Annotated in this window: 19 protein-coding genes; 3 read left to right on the top strand and 16 right to left on the bottom strand. The window is 44.3% G+C overall.

All coding sequences use genetic code 11. The features are described from left to right. Positions 1-2: 2 nt before the first annotated feature. From ligA to RZ44_RS10585, 9 genes are all read right to left on the bottom strand, one after another. On the bottom strand, positions 3-1,973 hold the full coding sequence (gene ligA / locus RZ44_RS10625; protein WP_035811246.1) for an NAD-dependent DNA ligase LigA: 1,971 nt from the start codon (positions 1,971-1,973) through the stop codon (positions 3-5). Positions 1,974-1,979: 6 nt separating this feature from the next. Beyond that, on the bottom strand, positions 1,980-4,172 hold the full coding sequence (gene pcrA / locus RZ44_RS10620; protein WP_035811245.1) for a DNA helicase PcrA: 2,193 nt from the start codon (positions 4,170-4,172) through the stop codon (positions 1,980-1,982). Positions 4,173-4,190: 18 nt separating this feature from the next. Continuing rightward, a complete protein-coding gene (locus tag RZ44_RS10615) occupies positions 4,191-4,856 on the bottom strand; it encodes a geranylgeranylglyceryl/heptaprenylglyceryl phosphate synthase (protein ID WP_035811244.1) in 666 nt (221 codons plus the stop codon). A gap of 242 nt (positions 4,857-5,098) precedes the next feature. Further along, positions 5,099-5,776 carry a M15 family metallopeptidase gene (locus RZ44_RS10610; RefSeq protein ID WP_035811243.1) on the bottom strand — a complete coding sequence of 226 codons (678 nt, stop codon included), beginning with the start codon at positions 5,774-5,776 and terminating at the stop codon, positions 5,099-5,101. A 1-nt stretch (position 5,777) separates the two neighbouring features. Continuing rightward, positions 5,778-7,073, bottom strand: coding sequence for an adenylosuccinate lyase (purB, locus tag RZ44_RS10605; protein ID WP_035811241.1), 1,296 nt, complete (start codon positions 7,071-7,073; stop codon positions 5,778-5,780). Further along, the gene (locus RZ44_RS10600) at positions 7,070-7,282 is read right to left on the bottom strand and encodes an NETI motif-containing protein (protein WP_035811240.1); all 213 of its coding nucleotides are present in this window, start codon (positions 7,280-7,282) and stop codon (positions 7,070-7,072) included. Before RZ44_RS10600 ends, purB begins: the two co-directional genes overlap by 4 nt. Continuing rightward, positions 7,245-7,901: a DUF2179 domain-containing protein gene (locus RZ44_RS10595; RefSeq protein WP_052108985.1), complete on the bottom strand. Its 657-nt coding sequence runs from the start codon at positions 7,899-7,901 to the stop codon at positions 7,245-7,247. The genes RZ44_RS10600 and RZ44_RS10595 overlap by 38 nt, the downstream gene beginning before the upstream one ends. Before the next feature lie 26 nt (positions 7,902-7,927). Beyond that, entirely contained in the window at positions 7,928-8,746 is an 819-nt protein-coding gene (gene nadE / locus RZ44_RS10590) for an ammonia-dependent NAD(+) synthetase (protein WP_035811237.1), read from the bottom strand. Positions 8,747-8,752: 6 nt separating this feature from the next. Beyond that, the gene (locus RZ44_RS10585) at positions 8,753-10,204 is read right to left on the bottom strand and encodes a nicotinate phosphoribosyltransferase (protein WP_035811236.1); all 1,452 of its coding nucleotides are present in this window, start codon (positions 10,202-10,204) and stop codon (positions 8,753-8,755) included. Positions 10,205-10,389: 185 nt separating this feature from the next. Here RZ44_RS10585 and RZ44_RS10580 point away from each other — a divergent pair, with 185 nt between their 5' ends. Then, on the top strand, positions 10,390-11,316 hold the full coding sequence (locus tag RZ44_RS10580; protein WP_035811234.1) for a manganese-dependent inorganic pyrophosphatase: 927 nt from the start codon (positions 10,390-10,392) through the stop codon (positions 11,314-11,316). A 470-nt stretch (positions 11,317-11,786) separates the two neighbouring features. Here the strand turns inward: RZ44_RS10580 and RZ44_RS10575 are convergent, their stop codons facing one another. Then, the gene (locus tag RZ44_RS10575) at positions 11,787-12,767 is read right to left on the bottom strand and encodes a nuclease-related domain-containing protein (RefSeq protein ID WP_035811232.1); all 981 of its coding nucleotides are present in this window, start codon (positions 12,765-12,767) and stop codon (positions 11,787-11,789) included. Positions 12,768-12,980: 213 nt separating this feature from the next. After that, complete coding sequence (locus RZ44_RS10570; RefSeq protein ID WP_035811231.1) at positions 12,981-13,265, bottom strand: hypothetical protein; 285 nt, start codon at positions 13,263-13,265, stop codon at positions 12,981-12,983. Positions 13,266-13,381: 116 nt separating this feature from the next. On the opposite strand from RZ44_RS10570, the gene RZ44_RS10565 reads away from it, so the two are divergent. After that, a complete protein-coding gene (locus RZ44_RS10565) occupies positions 13,382-13,768 on the top strand; it encodes a YolD-like family protein (protein WP_035811229.1) in 387 nt (128 codons plus the stop codon). A 2-nt stretch (positions 13,769-13,770) separates the two neighbouring features. Here the strand turns inward: RZ44_RS10565 and RZ44_RS10560 are convergent, their stop codons facing one another. Together RZ44_RS10560 and rpmG are read right to left on the bottom strand one after the other, a co-directional pair. Next, positions 13,771-14,643 carry a bifunctional 5,10-methylenetetrahydrofolate dehydrogenase/5,10-methenyltetrahydrofolate cyclohydrolase gene (locus RZ44_RS10560; RefSeq protein WP_035811228.1) on the bottom strand — a complete coding sequence of 291 codons (873 nt, stop codon included), beginning with the start codon at positions 14,641-14,643 and terminating at the stop codon, positions 13,771-13,773. Positions 14,644-14,751: 108 nt separating this feature from the next. Continuing rightward, entirely contained in the window at positions 14,752-14,901 is a 150-nt protein-coding gene (gene rpmG / locus RZ44_RS10555) for a 50S ribosomal protein L33 (protein WP_035811226.1), read from the bottom strand. Positions 14,902-15,142: 241 nt separating this feature from the next. Between rpmG and RZ44_RS10550 the strand changes: the two genes are divergently transcribed. Then, entirely contained in the window at positions 15,143-16,117 is a 975-nt protein-coding gene (locus RZ44_RS10550; protein WP_035811224.1) for a metal ABC transporter solute-binding protein, Zn/Mn family, read from the top strand. 36 nt (positions 16,118-16,153) lie between these two features. On the opposite strand, the gene RZ44_RS11375 is transcribed toward RZ44_RS10550, so the two are convergent. The 3 genes from RZ44_RS11375 to RZ44_RS10540 are packed head-to-tail and all read right to left on the bottom strand — an operon-like array spanning position 16,154 to position 17,885. After that, the gene (locus RZ44_RS11375; protein WP_171816131.1) at positions 16,154-16,324 is read right to left on the bottom strand and encodes a hypothetical protein; all 171 of its coding nucleotides are present in this window, start codon (positions 16,322-16,324) and stop codon (positions 16,154-16,156) included. Positions 16,325-16,349: 25 nt separating this feature from the next. Next, positions 16,350-16,760, bottom strand: coding sequence for a (deoxy)nucleoside triphosphate pyrophosphohydrolase (locus RZ44_RS10545; RefSeq protein ID WP_035811222.1), 411 nt, complete (start codon positions 16,758-16,760; stop codon positions 16,350-16,352). Between the two features lie 18 nt (positions 16,761-16,778). Continuing rightward, complete coding sequence (locus tag RZ44_RS10540; RefSeq protein WP_035811219.1) at positions 16,779-17,885, bottom strand: iron-containing alcohol dehydrogenase; 1,107 nt, start codon at positions 17,883-17,885, stop codon at positions 16,779-16,781. Between the last annotated feature and the right edge of the window lie 4 nt (positions 17,886-17,889).

Here is a 17,889-nt window from a genome sequence, read left to right as displayed (position 1 = left end):
ACTCATTGCCCCAATTTCTCAATAAATTCTCTTTCATTCCAAACTGTTATGCCGAGTGAGTTCGCTTTCTCAAGCTTGCTGCCGGCATCTGCCCCGGCAACGACAACATCTGTATTTTTAGATACACTGCCGGTCACTTTCCCGCCGTATGACTCGATACTCTTCTTCGCATCGCCGCGTGTCATTTCCACCAGCTTGCCGGTCAATACGAAGGTCATCCCGGAAAACACTGTGCCGGACAGTTCTTCTTTTTCTTCTGTCATATTGAGTCCTGCTGCATCGAGCTTATTCACCAGCTCGATAAAATCATCATTATGCGTATAAGTAACTATTGAATCTGCAATCTTCTCGCCGATTTCAGGTATTTCAATCAGCTGCTTTTTCGTCGCTTTTAAAACTTCAACCATTGAACCGTATTCTTTCGCGATCAGTCCCGATGCTTTTGAACCGAGGAAACGGATTCCCAGTCCGAATAACAGTTTACTCAATGGTACTTCCTTCGATGCTTCAATTGCTTTCAGCAGGTTCGTCACTTTTTTATCGCCCATGCGTTCAAGTTCAATTAAGTCATCATATTCCAGTTTATATAAATCTGAAACATCTGTAATCAGCTCTGCATCAAACAGCTGGCGCACAACCTTCTCACCGAGACCGTCGATGTTCATCGCACCGCGCGACACGAAGTGAATAATCCCTTCAGTCAGCTGTGCCGGACAAGCCGGGTTAATGCAGCGGATTGCCACTTCATCCTCGAGGTGAACCGTATCGTGACCGCACGACGGACAGGTTGTCGGTGCTTCGTACACCGCCTGATCTGTACGTTCCTCTTTTAATGATTTCACCACTTCGGGAATAATGTCTCCTGCTTTTCGTATGACCACTTTGTCCCCGATACGGATATCCCGTTCTTCAATCAGTTCATGGTTATGCAGTGATGCCCGTCCCACTGTCGTTCCCGCCACTTTGACGGGTTCCAGTATCGCTGTCGGTGTAATGACTCCTGTACGTCCCACCGTGAGTTCAATATCGAGAATTTCTGTCACGACTTCTTCTGCCGGAAATTTATACGCAATTGCCCAGCGCGGTGATTTCACCGTATAGCCGAGCTCTTCCTGAGTCAGAAGATCGTTCACTTTTATAACGATACCGTCTATTTCATATGCAAGCTCCGAGCGGTGTGTCGTCCAGTATTCAACGTATTCAATCACCTCATCGATGCTCGTCATCAGCCTGCGTTCCCTGTTCGTTTTAAAGCCCAGTTCATCCAGCTTATCGAGCGCACCGCTCTGGCTGTCTGTATCGAGTGCTTCCGGTGAAGTCACACTGTACAGAAAAACAGATAAGTTACGCGCCGCTGCAAGTTTCGGGTCCAGCTGTCTTAATGATCCTGCTGCTGCGTTACGCGGGTTCTGGAACTCCTGCTGTCCTTCTTTCGCTCTCGTTTCGTTCAGATTAATAAATGAACGTTTCGGCATATATGCTTCACCGCGCACTTCGAACGTTAAATCGGAGTCGATCGTCAGTGGAATCGCATGTATCGTTCTTAAGTTTTCCGTAATATTTTCTCCGACTGTTCCGTCACCGCGCGTTGCGCCCCGGGTAAACAGTCCGTTTTCATAAGTCAGCGATACTGCAAGTCCGTCAATTTTCAGCTCGCACATATACGTAACATCACCGGCATTCTGTCTGACACGCTGATCAAATGCTCTTAAATCTTCTTCATTAAATGCATTGCCGAGACTCAGCATCGGTGAACTGTGCGCAACTTTTTCAAAGCCGCTCAAAATCTCGCCGCCGACTCTTACCGTCGGCGACGTATCTGTTTTATATTCCGGGTATTCCGCTTCCAGCTCAACCAGCTCACGAAGCAGTGCATCGTATTCCGTATCCGGAATCGACGGATTGTCCTGCACGTGGTATTCATAGTTATAGCGTGTCAGCAATTGCTGTAATTCATGAATTCTTTCTTTCATTTATACTCAGTCCTTTTTTTCAAGCGGCGCATAGTTTGCAAGAAGCCTTTTCGGCCCTGCAGAGTTAAAAATAATATCCAATTCCGTATTGTCGCCTTCACCTTTAACCTGTGAAACGATTCCATCCCCGAATGCTTTGTGGGACACTTTATCGCCGACGTTAAAATCAGTTCCTGTTTTATTAGTATTGATAATACGAGAGCGCTTCTTCGGCCCGCGTGAGAACGATGAACCTGTTGTCGGCGTTACACCGCTCTTCCCGCCTGAAAAACCGGCTGCGATTGAACCCGCAGATTCAAGCAGCTCCTCCGGAATTTCGCTCAGGAAGCGGCTCTGCATATTCGATTCGGTTTTACCGTAAAGCATACGCGATTCCGCACGCGATAAAATCAGGTGGTCCATTGCACGTGTCAGTGCCACGTACATCAGACGTCTTTCCTCTTCCAGCTCCCCGTCGTCAAACTGCACACGGCGCGACGGAAAAATACCTTCTTCAAGACCAACGACGAAAATTACCGGGAACTCCAGACCTTTCGATGCATGCATCGTCATCATCGTAACTCCTGCCGTATCATCCATGCCGTCCTGATCCGACACCAGTGCCATATCGCTCAGGAAGTTAAACAGATTATCGTCTGCCACAGGATTGTCGTTATCGAACTCTTTCGTTACCGTTTTGAACTCTTCAAGGTTTTCAAGACGGCTTCTCGCTTCGAGTGTTTTATCAGAACTGAGCATATCGTGATAGCCGGTATCCGCAAGCACTTCATCAACGAGGTCCGTCATTGTCATATACTTCGATTTTTCTTTTAAGTTATCGAGTACCTGTAGAAGCGACATCAGTTTACCGACTGTTTTCGCCGGAATGCCTAAAAAGTCTGCATCGCGGATGGCATCGTAAATACTCGAGTTCAGCTGCTCTGCATGAGCACGCAGCTTATCGATTGTCTTTGCACCGATGCCGCGCTTCGGCACGTTGATAATCCGCTGGAAACTGATATCGTCAAACGGGTTCTGAATTACTTTTAAGTAGCTCATCAGATCTTTAATTTCCATTCTGCTGTAGAATTTCGTACCGCCGACCATTTTATACGGGATGCTCGATTTAACGAATGCATCCTCGACAGCACGTGACTGCGCATTCGCACGGTAAAGTATCGCCATATCGCCGTATGAATATTTATCCGACAGTTCCTGTACCTTCTGCACGACGCGCTGTCCTTCTTCACGTTCGCTGAACGATACCTGAACATCGATTTTCACACCGTCGCCTTTATTGCTGCGCAGGTTTTTCGGTTTACGTTCAGTATTGTTGCCGATTACCGCATTCGCAGCATCCAGTATTGTCTTCGTCGAACGGTAGTTTTCCTCAAGCTTAATAACCGTCGCTTCCGGATAATCCTCTTCGAAGTTTAAAATGTTCTGAATGTCCGCACCGCGGAACTTATAAATCGACTGATCAGAGTCACCGACAACACAGATGTTGCGGTATTTCGCAGCCAGCATCTGCACCAGCTGATACTGCGCGTGGTTCGTATCCTGATACTCATCCACGTGAACATACTGGAAACGTGTCTGATAATAACTCAGCACGTTCGGTTCTTTTTGGAACAGTTCGATAGTCAGCATGATTAAATCATCAAAATCCAGCGAACTGTTGCGGTAAAGAATTTCCTGGTAGTCCTTATAAATTTCGCTGTACAGCTCATCCTGGAAACCACCGGCTTCTGCGATCGCCTCTTCCGGTTTAATCAGCTGGTTTTTATAATTTGATATTACTGCGAGAATACTTCTCGGGTTGTGCTGTTTCGTATCGAGATTGCGTGTCTTTAAAATATCCCTGACAACCGACTGCTGATCGAGCGGGTCCAGTATTGAAAAGCTCGTATCATAGCCGAGATAGCTGATATCTCTTCTTAAAATTCGCACGCACATTGCGTGGAATGTTGAAATCCACATTTTCGATGCATCTTCCGCAATCAGTTTATCGACACGTTCGCGCATCTCTTTAGCGGCTTTGTTCGTAAACGTAATTGCCAGTATGTTGTAGGAAGGCACCTGTTTTTCATCGAGCAGGTAAGCGACGCGGTGCGTCAGCACGCGCGTCTTTCCGCTTCCCGCCCCCGCCATAATTAAAAGCGGGCCTTCCGTGGTTTTAATCGCCTGTAATTGTTCTTTATTCATCGTAGATAAATCCATTATAAAAACTCCAGTTTGTTAAATGATAGTTTTCAATGCCTGTTCAACATCATCGTAAATAATATTGCCGACAACCATAACATCGCTGACGCTGTCCATCCGGCGCGCGGTTTCTTCAGATACGACACCGCCGCCGTAAACGATATTTGCATGCTCCGCTGCCTCGTAAGCCTCTGCAACAAGGTCGCGGTCGCCGAACACACCGCTGTATTCAATATATATGTAGTCCATTTTGTACAATTTATCGAGCATGTGAATCATCGCGATAAATTCCTCATCTTCCACAGCATGACACTGCGCATGTTTAAACGCTTTGCAATTCTGATTCATTATAATATAAGGCAGAAGGGACACACTGTCGTAATCGATAAAATCATGATACTCCATCAGTGCCTCAACCAGCATGCCGTGCGAAAATGTCACGTCATCAGTATTGATTACCGTCGGGATAAAATAATGATTAAAACCCGGTACAGCTGCATCCGGGTGTGAAATTTCGAGCGCTGCAGAAACATCGAACTGTCTAATGCGTCTGAGCAGTTTCGAAACGTTTTCCTCCGTTACATTATCCGTGCCGCTGACCAGTATTAAATCCGTGCCTGATTTTACGATCCGTTCGAGTGAGCTGTCGTCGATTTCCTTTGCCGGATCAAGTTTAAATATATGCTTTGCGTGTCGCGTCATGAGACCATATCCTTTATAAAATTCATAAGATGATTATATCATTTTTATATGTCAAAAAACATTAAAGGAGAGATGACTGAAAGAGAATTAATTATTATAAAATAACCCGGCCGCCAGCATTCCCGGGGCACCGCTTGAGCCTGTAGTCTCAAGCTGGTGCTGTTCCCCGTGGAGTCCTGCGACCGGGTTTATTATGTTTTTCCTGAATTCTTTTCTTCATTAATCCTTCAAATAATAATCATTTAATCCAGTTCAAAGTATTCTTCAAGCGTCAGGCCGCTCTCATATATCGCCGGTGCTTTGTCCCCGACATATCTTAAGTGCCACGGTTCATACATATAACCGGTAATATGCTCTTTGCCTTTCATGTAACGGATTATAAATCCGTACTCATGGGCAACGTCTTTCAGCCACTGAAACTCGGGTGTGTATTCAAACGATGTCTGGAGCAGCACTGCACTGTCGTATGAACCGACATCTATTGCCAGTCCTGTCTGGTGTTCCGAATGCCCCGGCTCGGCGCTGTATCTGTCAGCTGCCTCTTTGCCGTCTCTTGCCACATAGTTGTTATACAGTCCCGCCTGGTAGTCGTAGCTTCTGAAGCCGCTCACCAGTTCAAAGTACAGCCCCTGTTTTTCTGCATCATTAAACAGCTGTGTATATGCTTCAATGACTTCCGGCTGCATTTCCGGGTTATAATCGGCCGGCAGCGGAATTTCCTTGTTAACAATCAGTACCCCGTCTGCGTATGTAATGCCATCGATAACCTCAATATTTACCGGTACATCCAGATCGCTGAATGTCAGCGGTTCATAGGTTATCGTCGTACCGGCTGCTGCGATCTCCTCCGGGGCTTCACTGCTGCATGCTGTAAGAACAGCTGCGGCAAATGCCGCAGCTATAAATCTTGAAACCTTCATCCTACTCAAGCCCTGCACGTTTAAATATAGTATCCACGCGGCTCAGATGGTGTGATTCGTTAAAGCACTCATCGAGTTCTTCAGCCGTCAGCACTTCCTGAATGCGTTCATCTTTCCCTGCAAGTTCGCGGAGCGGCACTTTCGTTTCCCATGATTCCATCGCTTTCGGCTGAACGAGGTCATACGCCTCTTCACGGGACAGTCCTTTGTCGATCAGTGTCAGCATTACCTGCTGCGAGTACACAAGACCGAAAGTCTTGTCGATATTCGCCTTCATGTTTTCAGGGAAGACAGTCAGATTCTTCATAATTCTGCCGAAACGGTTCAGCATATAGTTCAGTGCAATCGTCACGTCCGGAAGCATAATTCTTTCTGCAGATGAATGAGAGATATCTCGTTCATGCCATAACGGCACGTTTTCATACGCTGTTGATACGTAGCCGCGGATGACACGTGCAATACCCGTAACGTTCTCACTGCCGATCGGGTTGCGTTTATGCGGCATTGCACTTGAGCCTTTCTGTCCTTTCGCAAATGCTTCTTCCACTTCACGCGTTTCTGTTTTCTGCAGGTGTCTCACTTCAACCGCAAACTTCTCAACAGATGTTGCAATCAGTGCAAGCACGGCAATGTAATGCGCATGACGGTCGCGCTGCAGCGTCTGCGTCGACACCGGTGCAGGTGTCAGACCAAGATGTTTACACACGTACTCTTCAACTTCCGGAGGAATATTGGCAAACGTACCAACCGCACCGCTCATCTTGCCGACTTCAATTTCTTCACGAACTTCTTTAAAGCGCTTAAGGTTACGCGTCATTTCCTGATGCCATAACGCCATTTTAATACCGAATGATGTCGGTTCGGCATGCACACCGTGCGTACGCCCCATCATCAGTGTGTGTTTATGTTCGCGCGCTTTATCAGCTAAAATTTCAATAAAGTTATTCAGGTCTTTTTCAATGACTTCATTGGCCTGTTTAAGTATGTAGCTCTGTGCTGTATCAACCACGTCTGTTGATGTCAGTCCGTAGTGAACCCATTTCTTTTCTTCACCGAGCGTTTCTGAAATCTGACGGGTAAATGCCACAACATCGTGACGTGTTTCCGCTTCAATCTCTTTAATCCGGTCTACATCAATGCGCGCGTTCGGACGGATATTTTTAACTTCGTCCTTCGGAATTACACCGAGTTCCGCCCATGCTTCAGATGCCAGAATTTCAACTTCCAGCCACGCTTCAAATCTGTTTTCCTCTGTCCAAATCTTCGTCATTTCTTCTCTTGAATATCTAGGTATCATTTTGGCTCATCCTCATTTATTAATTTGCCTTCAAACATAATCTCCTGATGGGAGACAGTAATTTCACCGTTCTCCTCTTTGAACACCGGCTGCTCAAATCTTCTTACCGGCTGATAGCCTTCCGAACGCATCGCTGCCAGTACATCTGACAGCGATTCACCCGGTTCTACTTTAAATTTCTTTTTTTTCGGCTGCTTTTTCTGTGCCATGAACCTCACCCTGTTCCTGTGCTTCGTAAACTTCCTCCAGCACTTCTTCAACGTTTTCCGGCTCGTAATTGCTCATCTTGCGTCTGCTGAGACCTTTCGTCCAGAAACCGCCGTGAATATTTTTCGGTTCGTGCGATATGATAAACGCCCGGTCATCGAGCTCCCGTATCGTTTCAATCAGTTTACGCTCGTATTTTCTCGGCGTTAAAATCTGCATCACCGTACGCTGGCCGTCGCGTCCGTACTGATGGCCGTGCGTCACACCATAACCCAGGTTACGCAGGTCATTCGGCAGATCGATATCTTTTTTCGCTGTCGTGACGTTGACTACAGTGTACCCAAGCGCCAGCTGTTCTTCAATTTTCGTCCCTACGAGTATCCCGACCCCGAAACCGAGCGCGTATGCGACGATATTCTGCGGGCGGTCAAGGTTGTCGAGCACAAGCCCGAGCCCGATTACGTAAACAAAAGTTTCTAAAATACTGAATGCTGCTGCAACGAACCGGTAACCTTTTAATGTCATTATTGTCCGCATCGTTAAAAATGTAACGTAGATAATATTAATTACGAATATCACTAATATCATCAGCATCGGATTCTCTGAAATAGCCTGAAGCATAATTTAATCTGTCCTTCTTTCTTTAATTAAACTGGTAAATTATAACGATTGTAAGGTAAATCGCGTTTGTGCTGTGACTGATAATATAATGTTTTAATTCTGTCATATGCTTCATCAGGCACTGACTTTCCTTCGAGGAAATCATCGATATGCTCATAAGTCACACCAAGTGCTTCTTCGTCGCTTAAGAGCGGTTTATCATCTTCGAGATCTGCTGTCGGAATCTTTTCATACAGATGAGCGGACGCTCCGAGATATTTCATAATCTCACGGCCCTGACGTTTGTTTAATCCTGTCAGCGGTGCAAGGTCCGCTGCACCATCACCGTACTTCGTATAAAAGCCGGTCAGCGCTTCTGCTGCATGATCTGTACCGAGTACAACTCCTCCGGTATGCGCAGCAATAGCATACTGGACTTTCATCCGCTCCCGCGCCTTTTCATTGCCTTTAACAAAGTCACTCAGTACATAGCCGCTGTCTGAAAGCGCCTGAACACCTGCATCGACTGCAGGTTTAATATTGATTACCGTTTCAACGCTCGGGCTGATAAAGTCCATTGCGTCTTTCGCGTCATCTTCATCGCGCTGTTCACCGTACGGCAGACGGACGCCGTAAAACTTAATATCATGTCCCTCTTCGTTCAGTTCATCGACCGCAAGCTGGGCAATTTTTCCAAGCAGTGTCGAGTCCTGACCGCCTGAAATGCCGAGCACAAAACTCTTTATAAACGTATACTTCCCGACGTATTTTTTTAGAAAATCAATCAGTTCACGGGTTTCCTCTTCCGGATTGATTTCCGGTTTAACGTGCAGTTTCCCGATAATCTGCTGCTGCAGTTCATCCATAAAAAATCACTCCAATGTTTTATTTGAAAGTTCTTCTATGAGATCATTTTTAACATTCCACAATTCAGTCGACAGATCCACCGGATACTCCTGCGGGTTCAGGAAACGCTTTGTTTCTTCCCATATTGTGTCGAGACTTCTGCGGCAGTTTTCCTGCATTTCATTTACCGTCGGCGATTCGTAAATCAGTTCACCGCCGATAAATATATCCTGCAGCAGTTCAACCGGCTCAAATGATTTAACCAGTTTGCGCTTCATCGTGTGCACCGGATGGAACATTAACAGCGGCTTCTCCGCTGTCACTGTTTCGTCGTGAAGTGTAATATAATCCCCTTCTGACATCCCTGTTTCCTTATTGATGATGCGGTAAACTTTCTTCTTGCCCGGAGTAGTCGTTTTCTCGACGTTTCCTGACAGTTTCATGCGGCTCTGCCACACGCCTTTGTCATCCTGAATCGCTGCGAGTTTATATACTGCACCGAGCGCCGGATTGTCATAAGCGGTAATCAGCTTCGTACCGATTCCCCAGCCGTTAACCTTAGCCCCCTGTGACATCAGTGACAGAATAGTCACCTCGTCAAGGTCGTTTGATACGATAATCTGCGCATCTGTATAGCCTGCCTCGTCCAGCATTTTACGTGCCTGTTTCGTTAAATAGGCAATGTCGCCGGAATCGATTCTGATTCCTTTGAAATTAATTTTATCGCCGTACTCATTTGCAACTTTAATAGCCGTTGGAATACCCGACTTCAGCGTGTCGAATGTGTCCACTAAAAATACACAGTCGTAATGAGTTTCAGCGTATGCTTTAAACGCATCGTAGTCGTTGCCGTACGCCTGCACCATTGCATGTGCATGCGTCCCGCTCGGTGTCAGGCCGAACAATTTCGCCGCCCTGACGTTGCTCGTACCGTCAAATCCGCCGATTACAGCAGCACGTGCACCCCACAGTGCCGCGTCGAATTCGTGCGCACGGCGCGTACCGAATTCCATCAGGCTGTCGTCTGGAACCAGCTGTCTGATGCGGCTCGCTTTCGTTGCAATCAGCGTCTGGAAATTGACGATGTTTAATAATGCCGTTTCAATCAGCTGTGCCTCTGCAAGCGTCGCTTCCACCTGGACAAGCGGTTCGTTGTTAAATACTGTTTCCCCTTCAGCCATTGAACGGAGCGTACCCGTAAACCGGACTGTTTTTAAGTAATTTAAAAAGTCATCGCTGTAGCCGAGAGTGCTTAAATATTCGATATCACTCTTTGAAAAATGAAGATTTTTAAGATAATCAATAATATGCGTTAACCCCGCAAAAACTGCATAGCCGTTTTCAAAAGGCATTTTTCTGAAATATAAATCAAAAATTGTCTGACGCTCGTGTATACCTTGTTCATAGTAAGTTTTTGCCATGTTGATCTGATATAAATCCGTGTGCAGCATGAAGCTGTCATCCTGATACTGGTACATACATCCATCTCCTGTGCATTAACAATTTATTTGCTTTAATTTTATCATATAAAGTTATCGTATGAACGATTTGAATACACTATTATATGCATGTTTTGAAAACTAAGATATAGATAGATAAAACCAGTAATGTTAAAATGTAATCATATATAATATTAGTCCAAAGAAAAAGGAGACAGACAGTAATGACACAAAAAATATTCGGGCACCAAAATCCTGATACTGATACGGTTACTTCAGCACTTGTAGCTGCTGATATCGAAGCACAGCTCGGCAACGATGCAAAAGCTTACCGCTTAGGTGAAATCAGCAGTGAAACTGCATATGCACTTGAGTACTTCGGGGTGGAAGCACCGGCATTATTAAACGAAGTGGGTTCAGGTGACGAAGTAATTTTAGTCGACCACAATGAAAAACAGCAATCCGCACCGGGAATTGAAAACGCGACAATTACAAAAGTTTTCGATCACCACAGAATTGCGAACTTCGAAACAGAAGGTCCGCTGTACTACCGCGCAGAACCGGTTGGCTGTACGGCAACAATTCTGAACAAAGTTTACAAAGAGAAAAACTTAACAATATCAAAAGAATCTGCAGGACTAATGCTTTCGGCGATTATTTCAGACACGCTGTTATTCAAATCTCCGACAACAACAGAAGAAGACATCGATGCAGCAGCGGAACTTAAAGACATCGCAGGCGTTGATTTAGAAACATACGGACTTGAAATGCTTAAAGCCGGTGCATCAACTTCTGATAAATCAGCAGAACAGTTAATTACAGGCGATGCGAAAACATTCGACATCGGCGAAAAGAGCGTGCGAATCGCTCAGGTTAACGTAGTTGACGTGGACGAAGTATTCGCACGCCGCGAAGAAATCGAAATTGCAATCAATGAAGAAATCAAGCGCGACGGATATGACCTGTTCACACTGATCGTGACGGATATTCTGAACTCAAATTCTAAAGTACTCGCTTTAGGACCGGAATTCTCTTCAGTTGAACGCGCATTCGACGTTGCACTTGACCAGAACACAGCAGTCCTTGAAGGTGTTGTCTCACGTAAGAAGCAGGTTGTACCTAACATTACTAAAGCACTGTCAGATTTATAATATATTTTGTGAAACCCGCCTGAAGAGGCGGGTTTTTTGTGTTTTTTTGAGGGAAAGTAGTCTTGTTTCATAAACCACAACATCCAAGACACCGTAAACGTCGTCGTTTTATAAACCACGACATCCAAGACACGGTGAACGTCGTCGTTTCATAAACCACGACATCCAAGACACGGTGAACGTCGTCGTTTCATAAACCACAACATCCAAGACACCTTAAACGTCGTCGTTCCATAAACCACAACATCCAGGACACGGTAAACGTCGTCGTTTCATAAACCACGACATCCAAGACACCGTAAACGTCGTCGTTTCATAAACCACAACATCCAAGACACCGTAAACGTCGTCGTTTCATAAACCACAACATCCAAGACACCGTAAACGTCGTCGTTCCATAAACCACAACATCCAAGACACCGTAAACGTCGTCGTTCCATAAACCACAACATCTGATTAGCCAAATCCACTCAAAATTCCGCATGATAATTTTTATATTTGGATGTTTGATCCAGATGCTGCATTGCTTCTTCAAAATCATAGTATTTAAAGACATACTCTGTGTTTTTCCCTTTTCTATTTTTCACACAATATTTATTCAGTGCTCTTCTAAAAACTTCCGGATGAAAATCATCCCCGATTAATTCCATCAGTTTTCTCCGTGTCATCTCACCCCCGTAATATAAATATTTGTAATCACTCATCGCACGGAGCATATGAGTTTCATTGGATTCCTTCGTTTTGCAGCGGCTGCACTCGCGATGGTATCGGGTTTTTATCAGATTAAAGTTTCCGCAGTTGCCGCAGTACAATCCCCGACGAATATCGCCGGTATTTCTGCTTCCGTTAAAATACGGGTTCTCAGAAATGTGTCCGCGGATCATCGACACCAGCCGGCCGGCTTTTTCCGTATTATGCTGCACCTTAAAACTGCGGAAGTATTTCTTCATGTCCATACGTATTACGATGTTTTTCCAGATGGAATTATCTTCGGAATATAATTTGAAATCGTCGTTAGGAAATATAACTTTTGTGATAACATCCGCATTAATCCTGCTATTGCGGCAGATTCGGTATAATTTTCCGGCGGCCCGTTCGACCTGTGTAAAAGGATTGTCCGGAACAATTTCCCCATTCTTTATGAACCGCCCTTCTTTATAGTAATATTCCCCGGTGTAATTTTTAATTTCATTAATCGTAATCTCATCCCCGGAAATAATGATACTGTCGTACTGTGCTCCGCTTTTTCCGGCGGTAAGATAAACGTCGCGGAATATATAAAGATTATCGTGCCCGATTTCGTCGAACAGTTTGTCGTACAGACATTCTCCCGAAAATCCGTCTTCATATACTTTTAAGTTCCTCTTATCGTCAAAACTTAAGTTGGCTCTTTTGCCGAGTGCCCGGTAGTGCAATAATTCCGGTCCCGCTTTTCTGTCATTTAAGTACATGCTGTTTCCTCCTTAATAAAAAGATCCCTCTACCCTATATATAGGCGAAAACAGCGATTTCCTTTTAAAAAAGTTACTTTAATACAAAAATAGCAAATCTGGTTTACCTTTTACACGAACTCCGCTAATTTTGGAATTTACTTCCAAATAAACGATAAACCAATAAAAACAAAAAAACCGGAGCTTCTTACAGCTCCGGTTCAACACATTATTCTATCCAAATATTCTCATGAGAACGCTCGTTTTGCCTTCCTGCAGATGTTCTTTCGAACAGTCGTCTCTCACATCGTATTCATATTCGTTCAGCGCATTGCTGAATGACATTTCATCTATCCAGTTCGTTAAATCAGCCTGATCGTAGCAGGCGGGATAAACAATTTCCTTACTTGTATGATCCACGATGACTCTCGTTGTTCCGCTTGTTTTATCGACTAATGGAAGCAGCAGCACAGCGAGGACAATCGCCGTAATGATACCCCATACTATTTTCTGTCTCATCTTATTGCCTCACTCACTTTTTATATCCTCTATAACTTACCATAAATATGCGCCTTGAAAAATCGAACATATGTTCGTATAATGTGGTTAACGGATAAAGAAAGAAGGGATTTGTGATGCACGATGGAAATTATCCTTCTGAAAATTTACGGGAAGACATGCCTGAAGGGCGCGGTATGGTAAAGTGGGCGCCGTTTGCCACGATGCCGGAGCAGTTTGAGAATGTCAGCAGACTGATGAGCGACCAGACGAAAATTAAACGCCCGGAGCTGTCGGATGACCGGCTCGTTGAAATCGAACAGACTTTAAAATATGCAGCAGAAGAGAAACTGCCGATCCGGGTTGCTTATTATTACGACGGCGGCCGGTTCAACGTTTCTCTCCATATAATAAAAATAGACCAATGGAGCATGGTGCTCATTGGTCAGATTTACGGTACCGAAGATTTTACCTTCGTACCGTTTATGGATATTCTCGATATTTTTATACTGCCAAAAAGCTGATATTATTTTTCGAGGAATAATACCGGTTCTTTCTGGTGCTCTGTCGCTTTTACAAGGTGATATGCAAGTACTGTCGTAGTAATTGCACCGATTCCGCCCGGAACTGGTGTAATGTACGATGCTTTATCTTTAACAGCTTCGTAGTTCACATCTCCGACCATCTTGCCTTCTTCTGTAAAGTTAATGCCGACATCGACAACGACTGCACCTTCTTTAACGTGTTCTTCGTCAATCAGGTTGATTGCACCTGCTGCGCTGACAATGACGTCTGCGTCTTTACATTTATCGACAAGACTGTCTGTGTACAGGTTACATGTCGTTACCGTTGCATCTCTGTTCATCATTAACAGTGATAAAGGTTTTCCGACTACTGCACTTGCACCGACTACTGTAACGTTTTTACCTTTTAAGTCGATTTCATAAAAATCAAGCATGTTCATAACAGCTGCCGGCGTACACGGCTCAAGGCGGTCAGAATCGTTTGTCAGAACTTTACCAAGGTTCGACGCTTTCATGCCGTCGATATCTTTAAATGAGTTCATGATTTCCGCAACGCGCTTCATAGGAATATGTTTCGGCAGCGGCTGCAGCAGCAGAATTCCGTGTATAGAATAATCTTCATTGATTTCTCTGAATTTAGTTAAAAACACTTTTGCTGATACATCTTCCGGGAAGTGGTACTGTGCTGTGTCCATACCCAGTTTTTCAAAACGTTTTACCGCAGCATTTTCATATGAGATTGAATCTGATAAATCTCCAATTCTTACGAAAGCTACTTTTGGTTTAATACCGTGTGATTCGGAAACTTCCAAAGCCTGTTTAATTTCTTCGGATAAGTGTGCTGCTACTTTTTTTCCGTCCATAATTACTGTCATTAAAAGCACTCTCCTTACTTTTTCTGGTTAATTACCCATCGGTAATTATAACATAATTAAATGGAATATAAAAAAAAGCTATCATCCGGAGATGATAGCTATAAGAAATTATTTAGTTTCACGGTGTAGAGTGTACTTGTTCAATCTAGGGCAGAATTTCATCATTTCGATACGCTCTGGATTGTTTCTTTTGTTTTTCTTAGTGCTGTAGTTGCGGTCTCCGCATTCAGTACAAGCTAGTGTAACGATTACTCTCATTTCTGTCGCCTCCTTCGTTAAGTTAAATCGATATTAGATGATAATATACTCGAATCAACTGGCCAGTTGATCATCCACGCACATAGATGATTGGTATATACTTTTGTAAATCACCTTATCTATTTTACTAGCAGAGCCGGAAAAATTCAAGTCTTTCTTAATCTAAAATATACTGTTGCACATTTCGGCATATTCCTATATAATTTTAAATCGTAATCATTACGATAAAGAGAGGTTATCCATGAAAAAATTGTTCCCTGTTTTAATTCTGTTATTAATACTTGCCGCCTGCACCAGCGAAGAAACAAGTGATAACAATGACGACTTTACTATATATACAACTGTCTTCCCGCTGACGAGTTTCGTTGAACAGATTGCCGGCGATACTGTTAATGTAGAATCTATTTATCCATCCGGCGCCGACATGCACTCGTATGAACCGACGCAGAAAGATATGATGGCTTACTCAGACGGTGATTTGTTTATGACCACTTCAAATGACCTGGACCCTGTTGCTGAAAGTATTGCCAAAACGATAAATAACGATACAGAAGTAATTGAAACAGCTGCTGATATTGATACGGAAGCTTTTCTTGAGAACGATCATAGTCACAGCGACGACCACGGACACGAAGAAGAATCACACGACGATCACGGACACGACGAAAATTCACACGATGGCCACAACCATGGTGCCCTTGATCCGCATATATGGCTGAGCCCGAAACTTGCTGCTGAAATGGCGGAGTCAGTAAAAGATGCACTTGTTGAACATCGTCCTGAAGATGCCGATATGTATAATGAAAACTTTGAAGTATTGAAAGCCGATATCGAAAATATCGATGCGGAACTGCGTGAAGTGACTGAAGATCCGGTCAATATGGACGTTTATATTTCTCACGAATCAATCGGATACCTCGCTCATCAGTATGGTTTCCATCAGAGCGGCATCAGCGGTCTGAACAACCAGGAACCGTCGCAGCAGGAGCTGGCTGACATTATCGAGAATATCGAAGCGCAGAATATTCCCTACATTCTTTATGAACCAAACGTTTCATCATCTGTAACAGATGTAATACGCGGCGAGACAAATACAGAGCCGCTCTACTTTAACAACCTGGAATCCCTGACACAGGATGACCCTGAAGATGCGACATACCAGTCGATGATGCGTAAAAATATTGAAACGCTCGACAGAGCACTCAACAGCAAATAAAAAGTTCCCGGAATAATTCCGGGAACTTTCTTTATTTTACTGTCTGCCGCGATATAAGTCATGCTTAATGTTTTCAGTGAATTCACGGATTTCATCTACATCTTTTTTAAGTATAAATGCAAGTACGACTGCTGCAACAGCAGTTAATGCAAATAAGACCACGAACAATTTAAATACTAAAGCTAATAATCCCTTGATAAGATCCACAATGATTCCCCCTTAATTAACACTTCTATACTCTATTCCCACTTTTTCGTTTTATAATCCCGATTGCGGGAATATCTGCAGGTGCCCAGTCAAGTTTATCGATTTCCGCCGGATCCACCCATTTCATCTGTACATGTTCCAGCAGTTCAATTTCTCCGGCTAGAATTTTAGCGTAGTACGTTGTAAGTTCTACAATGCCGAAATCATACTCGTATTCAGTCGTCGTAATTTTTTCACCGATACTGATGTCCAGTGTCATTTCTTCAACCAGTTCACGTTTTAACGCTTCGTCAGGTGTTTCGCCCTCTTCTATTTTTCCGCCCGGGAATTCCCATTTCAGCGCAAGGTTTTTACCTTCGGGACGCTGAGCACATAAGATAAAGTTATTATCATCTTCAATTACTGCTCCGACGACTCTTATATATTTTTTAGCCATTCATAAACCCTCCGATAATTACTTCGTTTCAAGCATTTCAATAATTTCTTCTTCGGACAGCTGCGCGATGTTATTTTTGTAATTTCCTGCTGTCATCGTGCGGCGTGCTATTTCCGGTATATGTTTACGTTCAATACCGAGTTCTTCAAATGTTGTGCGGAGTCCGAGACGTTTTTTCAATTCATTTAATTCTTTCGATAACGCTTCTGTGTTTTCAAAACCGAGCTGTACACTCACTTCATCAAGTTTCGATTCCGCTTTTGCGTTATGAAGAATCCACTGGTCGAGACTGAATGCACATGCTTCAGCATGTGGTATATCAAATTCCGACGTTAAATAATAACTCATCGCATGCGAACCACTCGTTGCTGTCTGGCTGAAACCGATACCCGCCGTTGCACTTGCAAGTGCCATGTTGGAACGCGCCTTGGCGTTTGCTCCTTCACGGTACGCGGTATCGAGATTACTGAATGCCAGGCGCAGTGCCGTAACTGCGAGACTGTCGGAAATCGGGTTGCTGTTCACCGCACCGAGCGAATCCAGTGCATGACAGATTACATCGATACCTGAAATCGCAGTGACTTTCGGCGGACATGTATATGTAAGCTCCGGATCCACAAATGCAATTTTCGGATACAGCGCTTTTCCGCTGATAGATGTTTTCACACCTTTTTCCTTATCGCTGATTACGCTGAACGGAGTCACTTCGGAAGCTGAACCGCTCGTTGACGGCAGTGCAATCACCGGCAGCGCCTCGGTAATATTTTTATCGTAAATAATTGTGCGTGCATCCACATTTTTAACAACTGCCGCCGCTGCTGCTTTAGCTGCGTCCATCGTCGATCCCCCGCCGACAGCAATCAGTGCTTCTGCACCATGTTCATTTGCAGCGTTAATAATATCATCGACATTGCCGACTGTCGGATTCTCTTCAATATCCGACACGACTGCTTTAATCTGTCCCGGCAGCAGCGAATCGAGCAGTTCGGTAATACCGTTTTTAACCTGCGAATTTGATGCAATTACAACGTATGATTTATAACCGTATCTTTCAAGCACTGTATCGACAGTCTGCAGCACACCTGCACCGAAGTGCACCTCTGTCGTATTATTAAAAGTAAACATATTA

It is taken from the genome of Jeotgalicoccus saudimassiliensis (assembly GCF_000756715.1).
GTDB lineage: Bacteria > Bacillota > Bacilli > Staphylococcales > Salinicoccaceae > Jeotgalicoccus > Jeotgalicoccus saudimassiliensis.
This window is presented reverse-complemented; position numbering and strand designations above follow the sequence as displayed.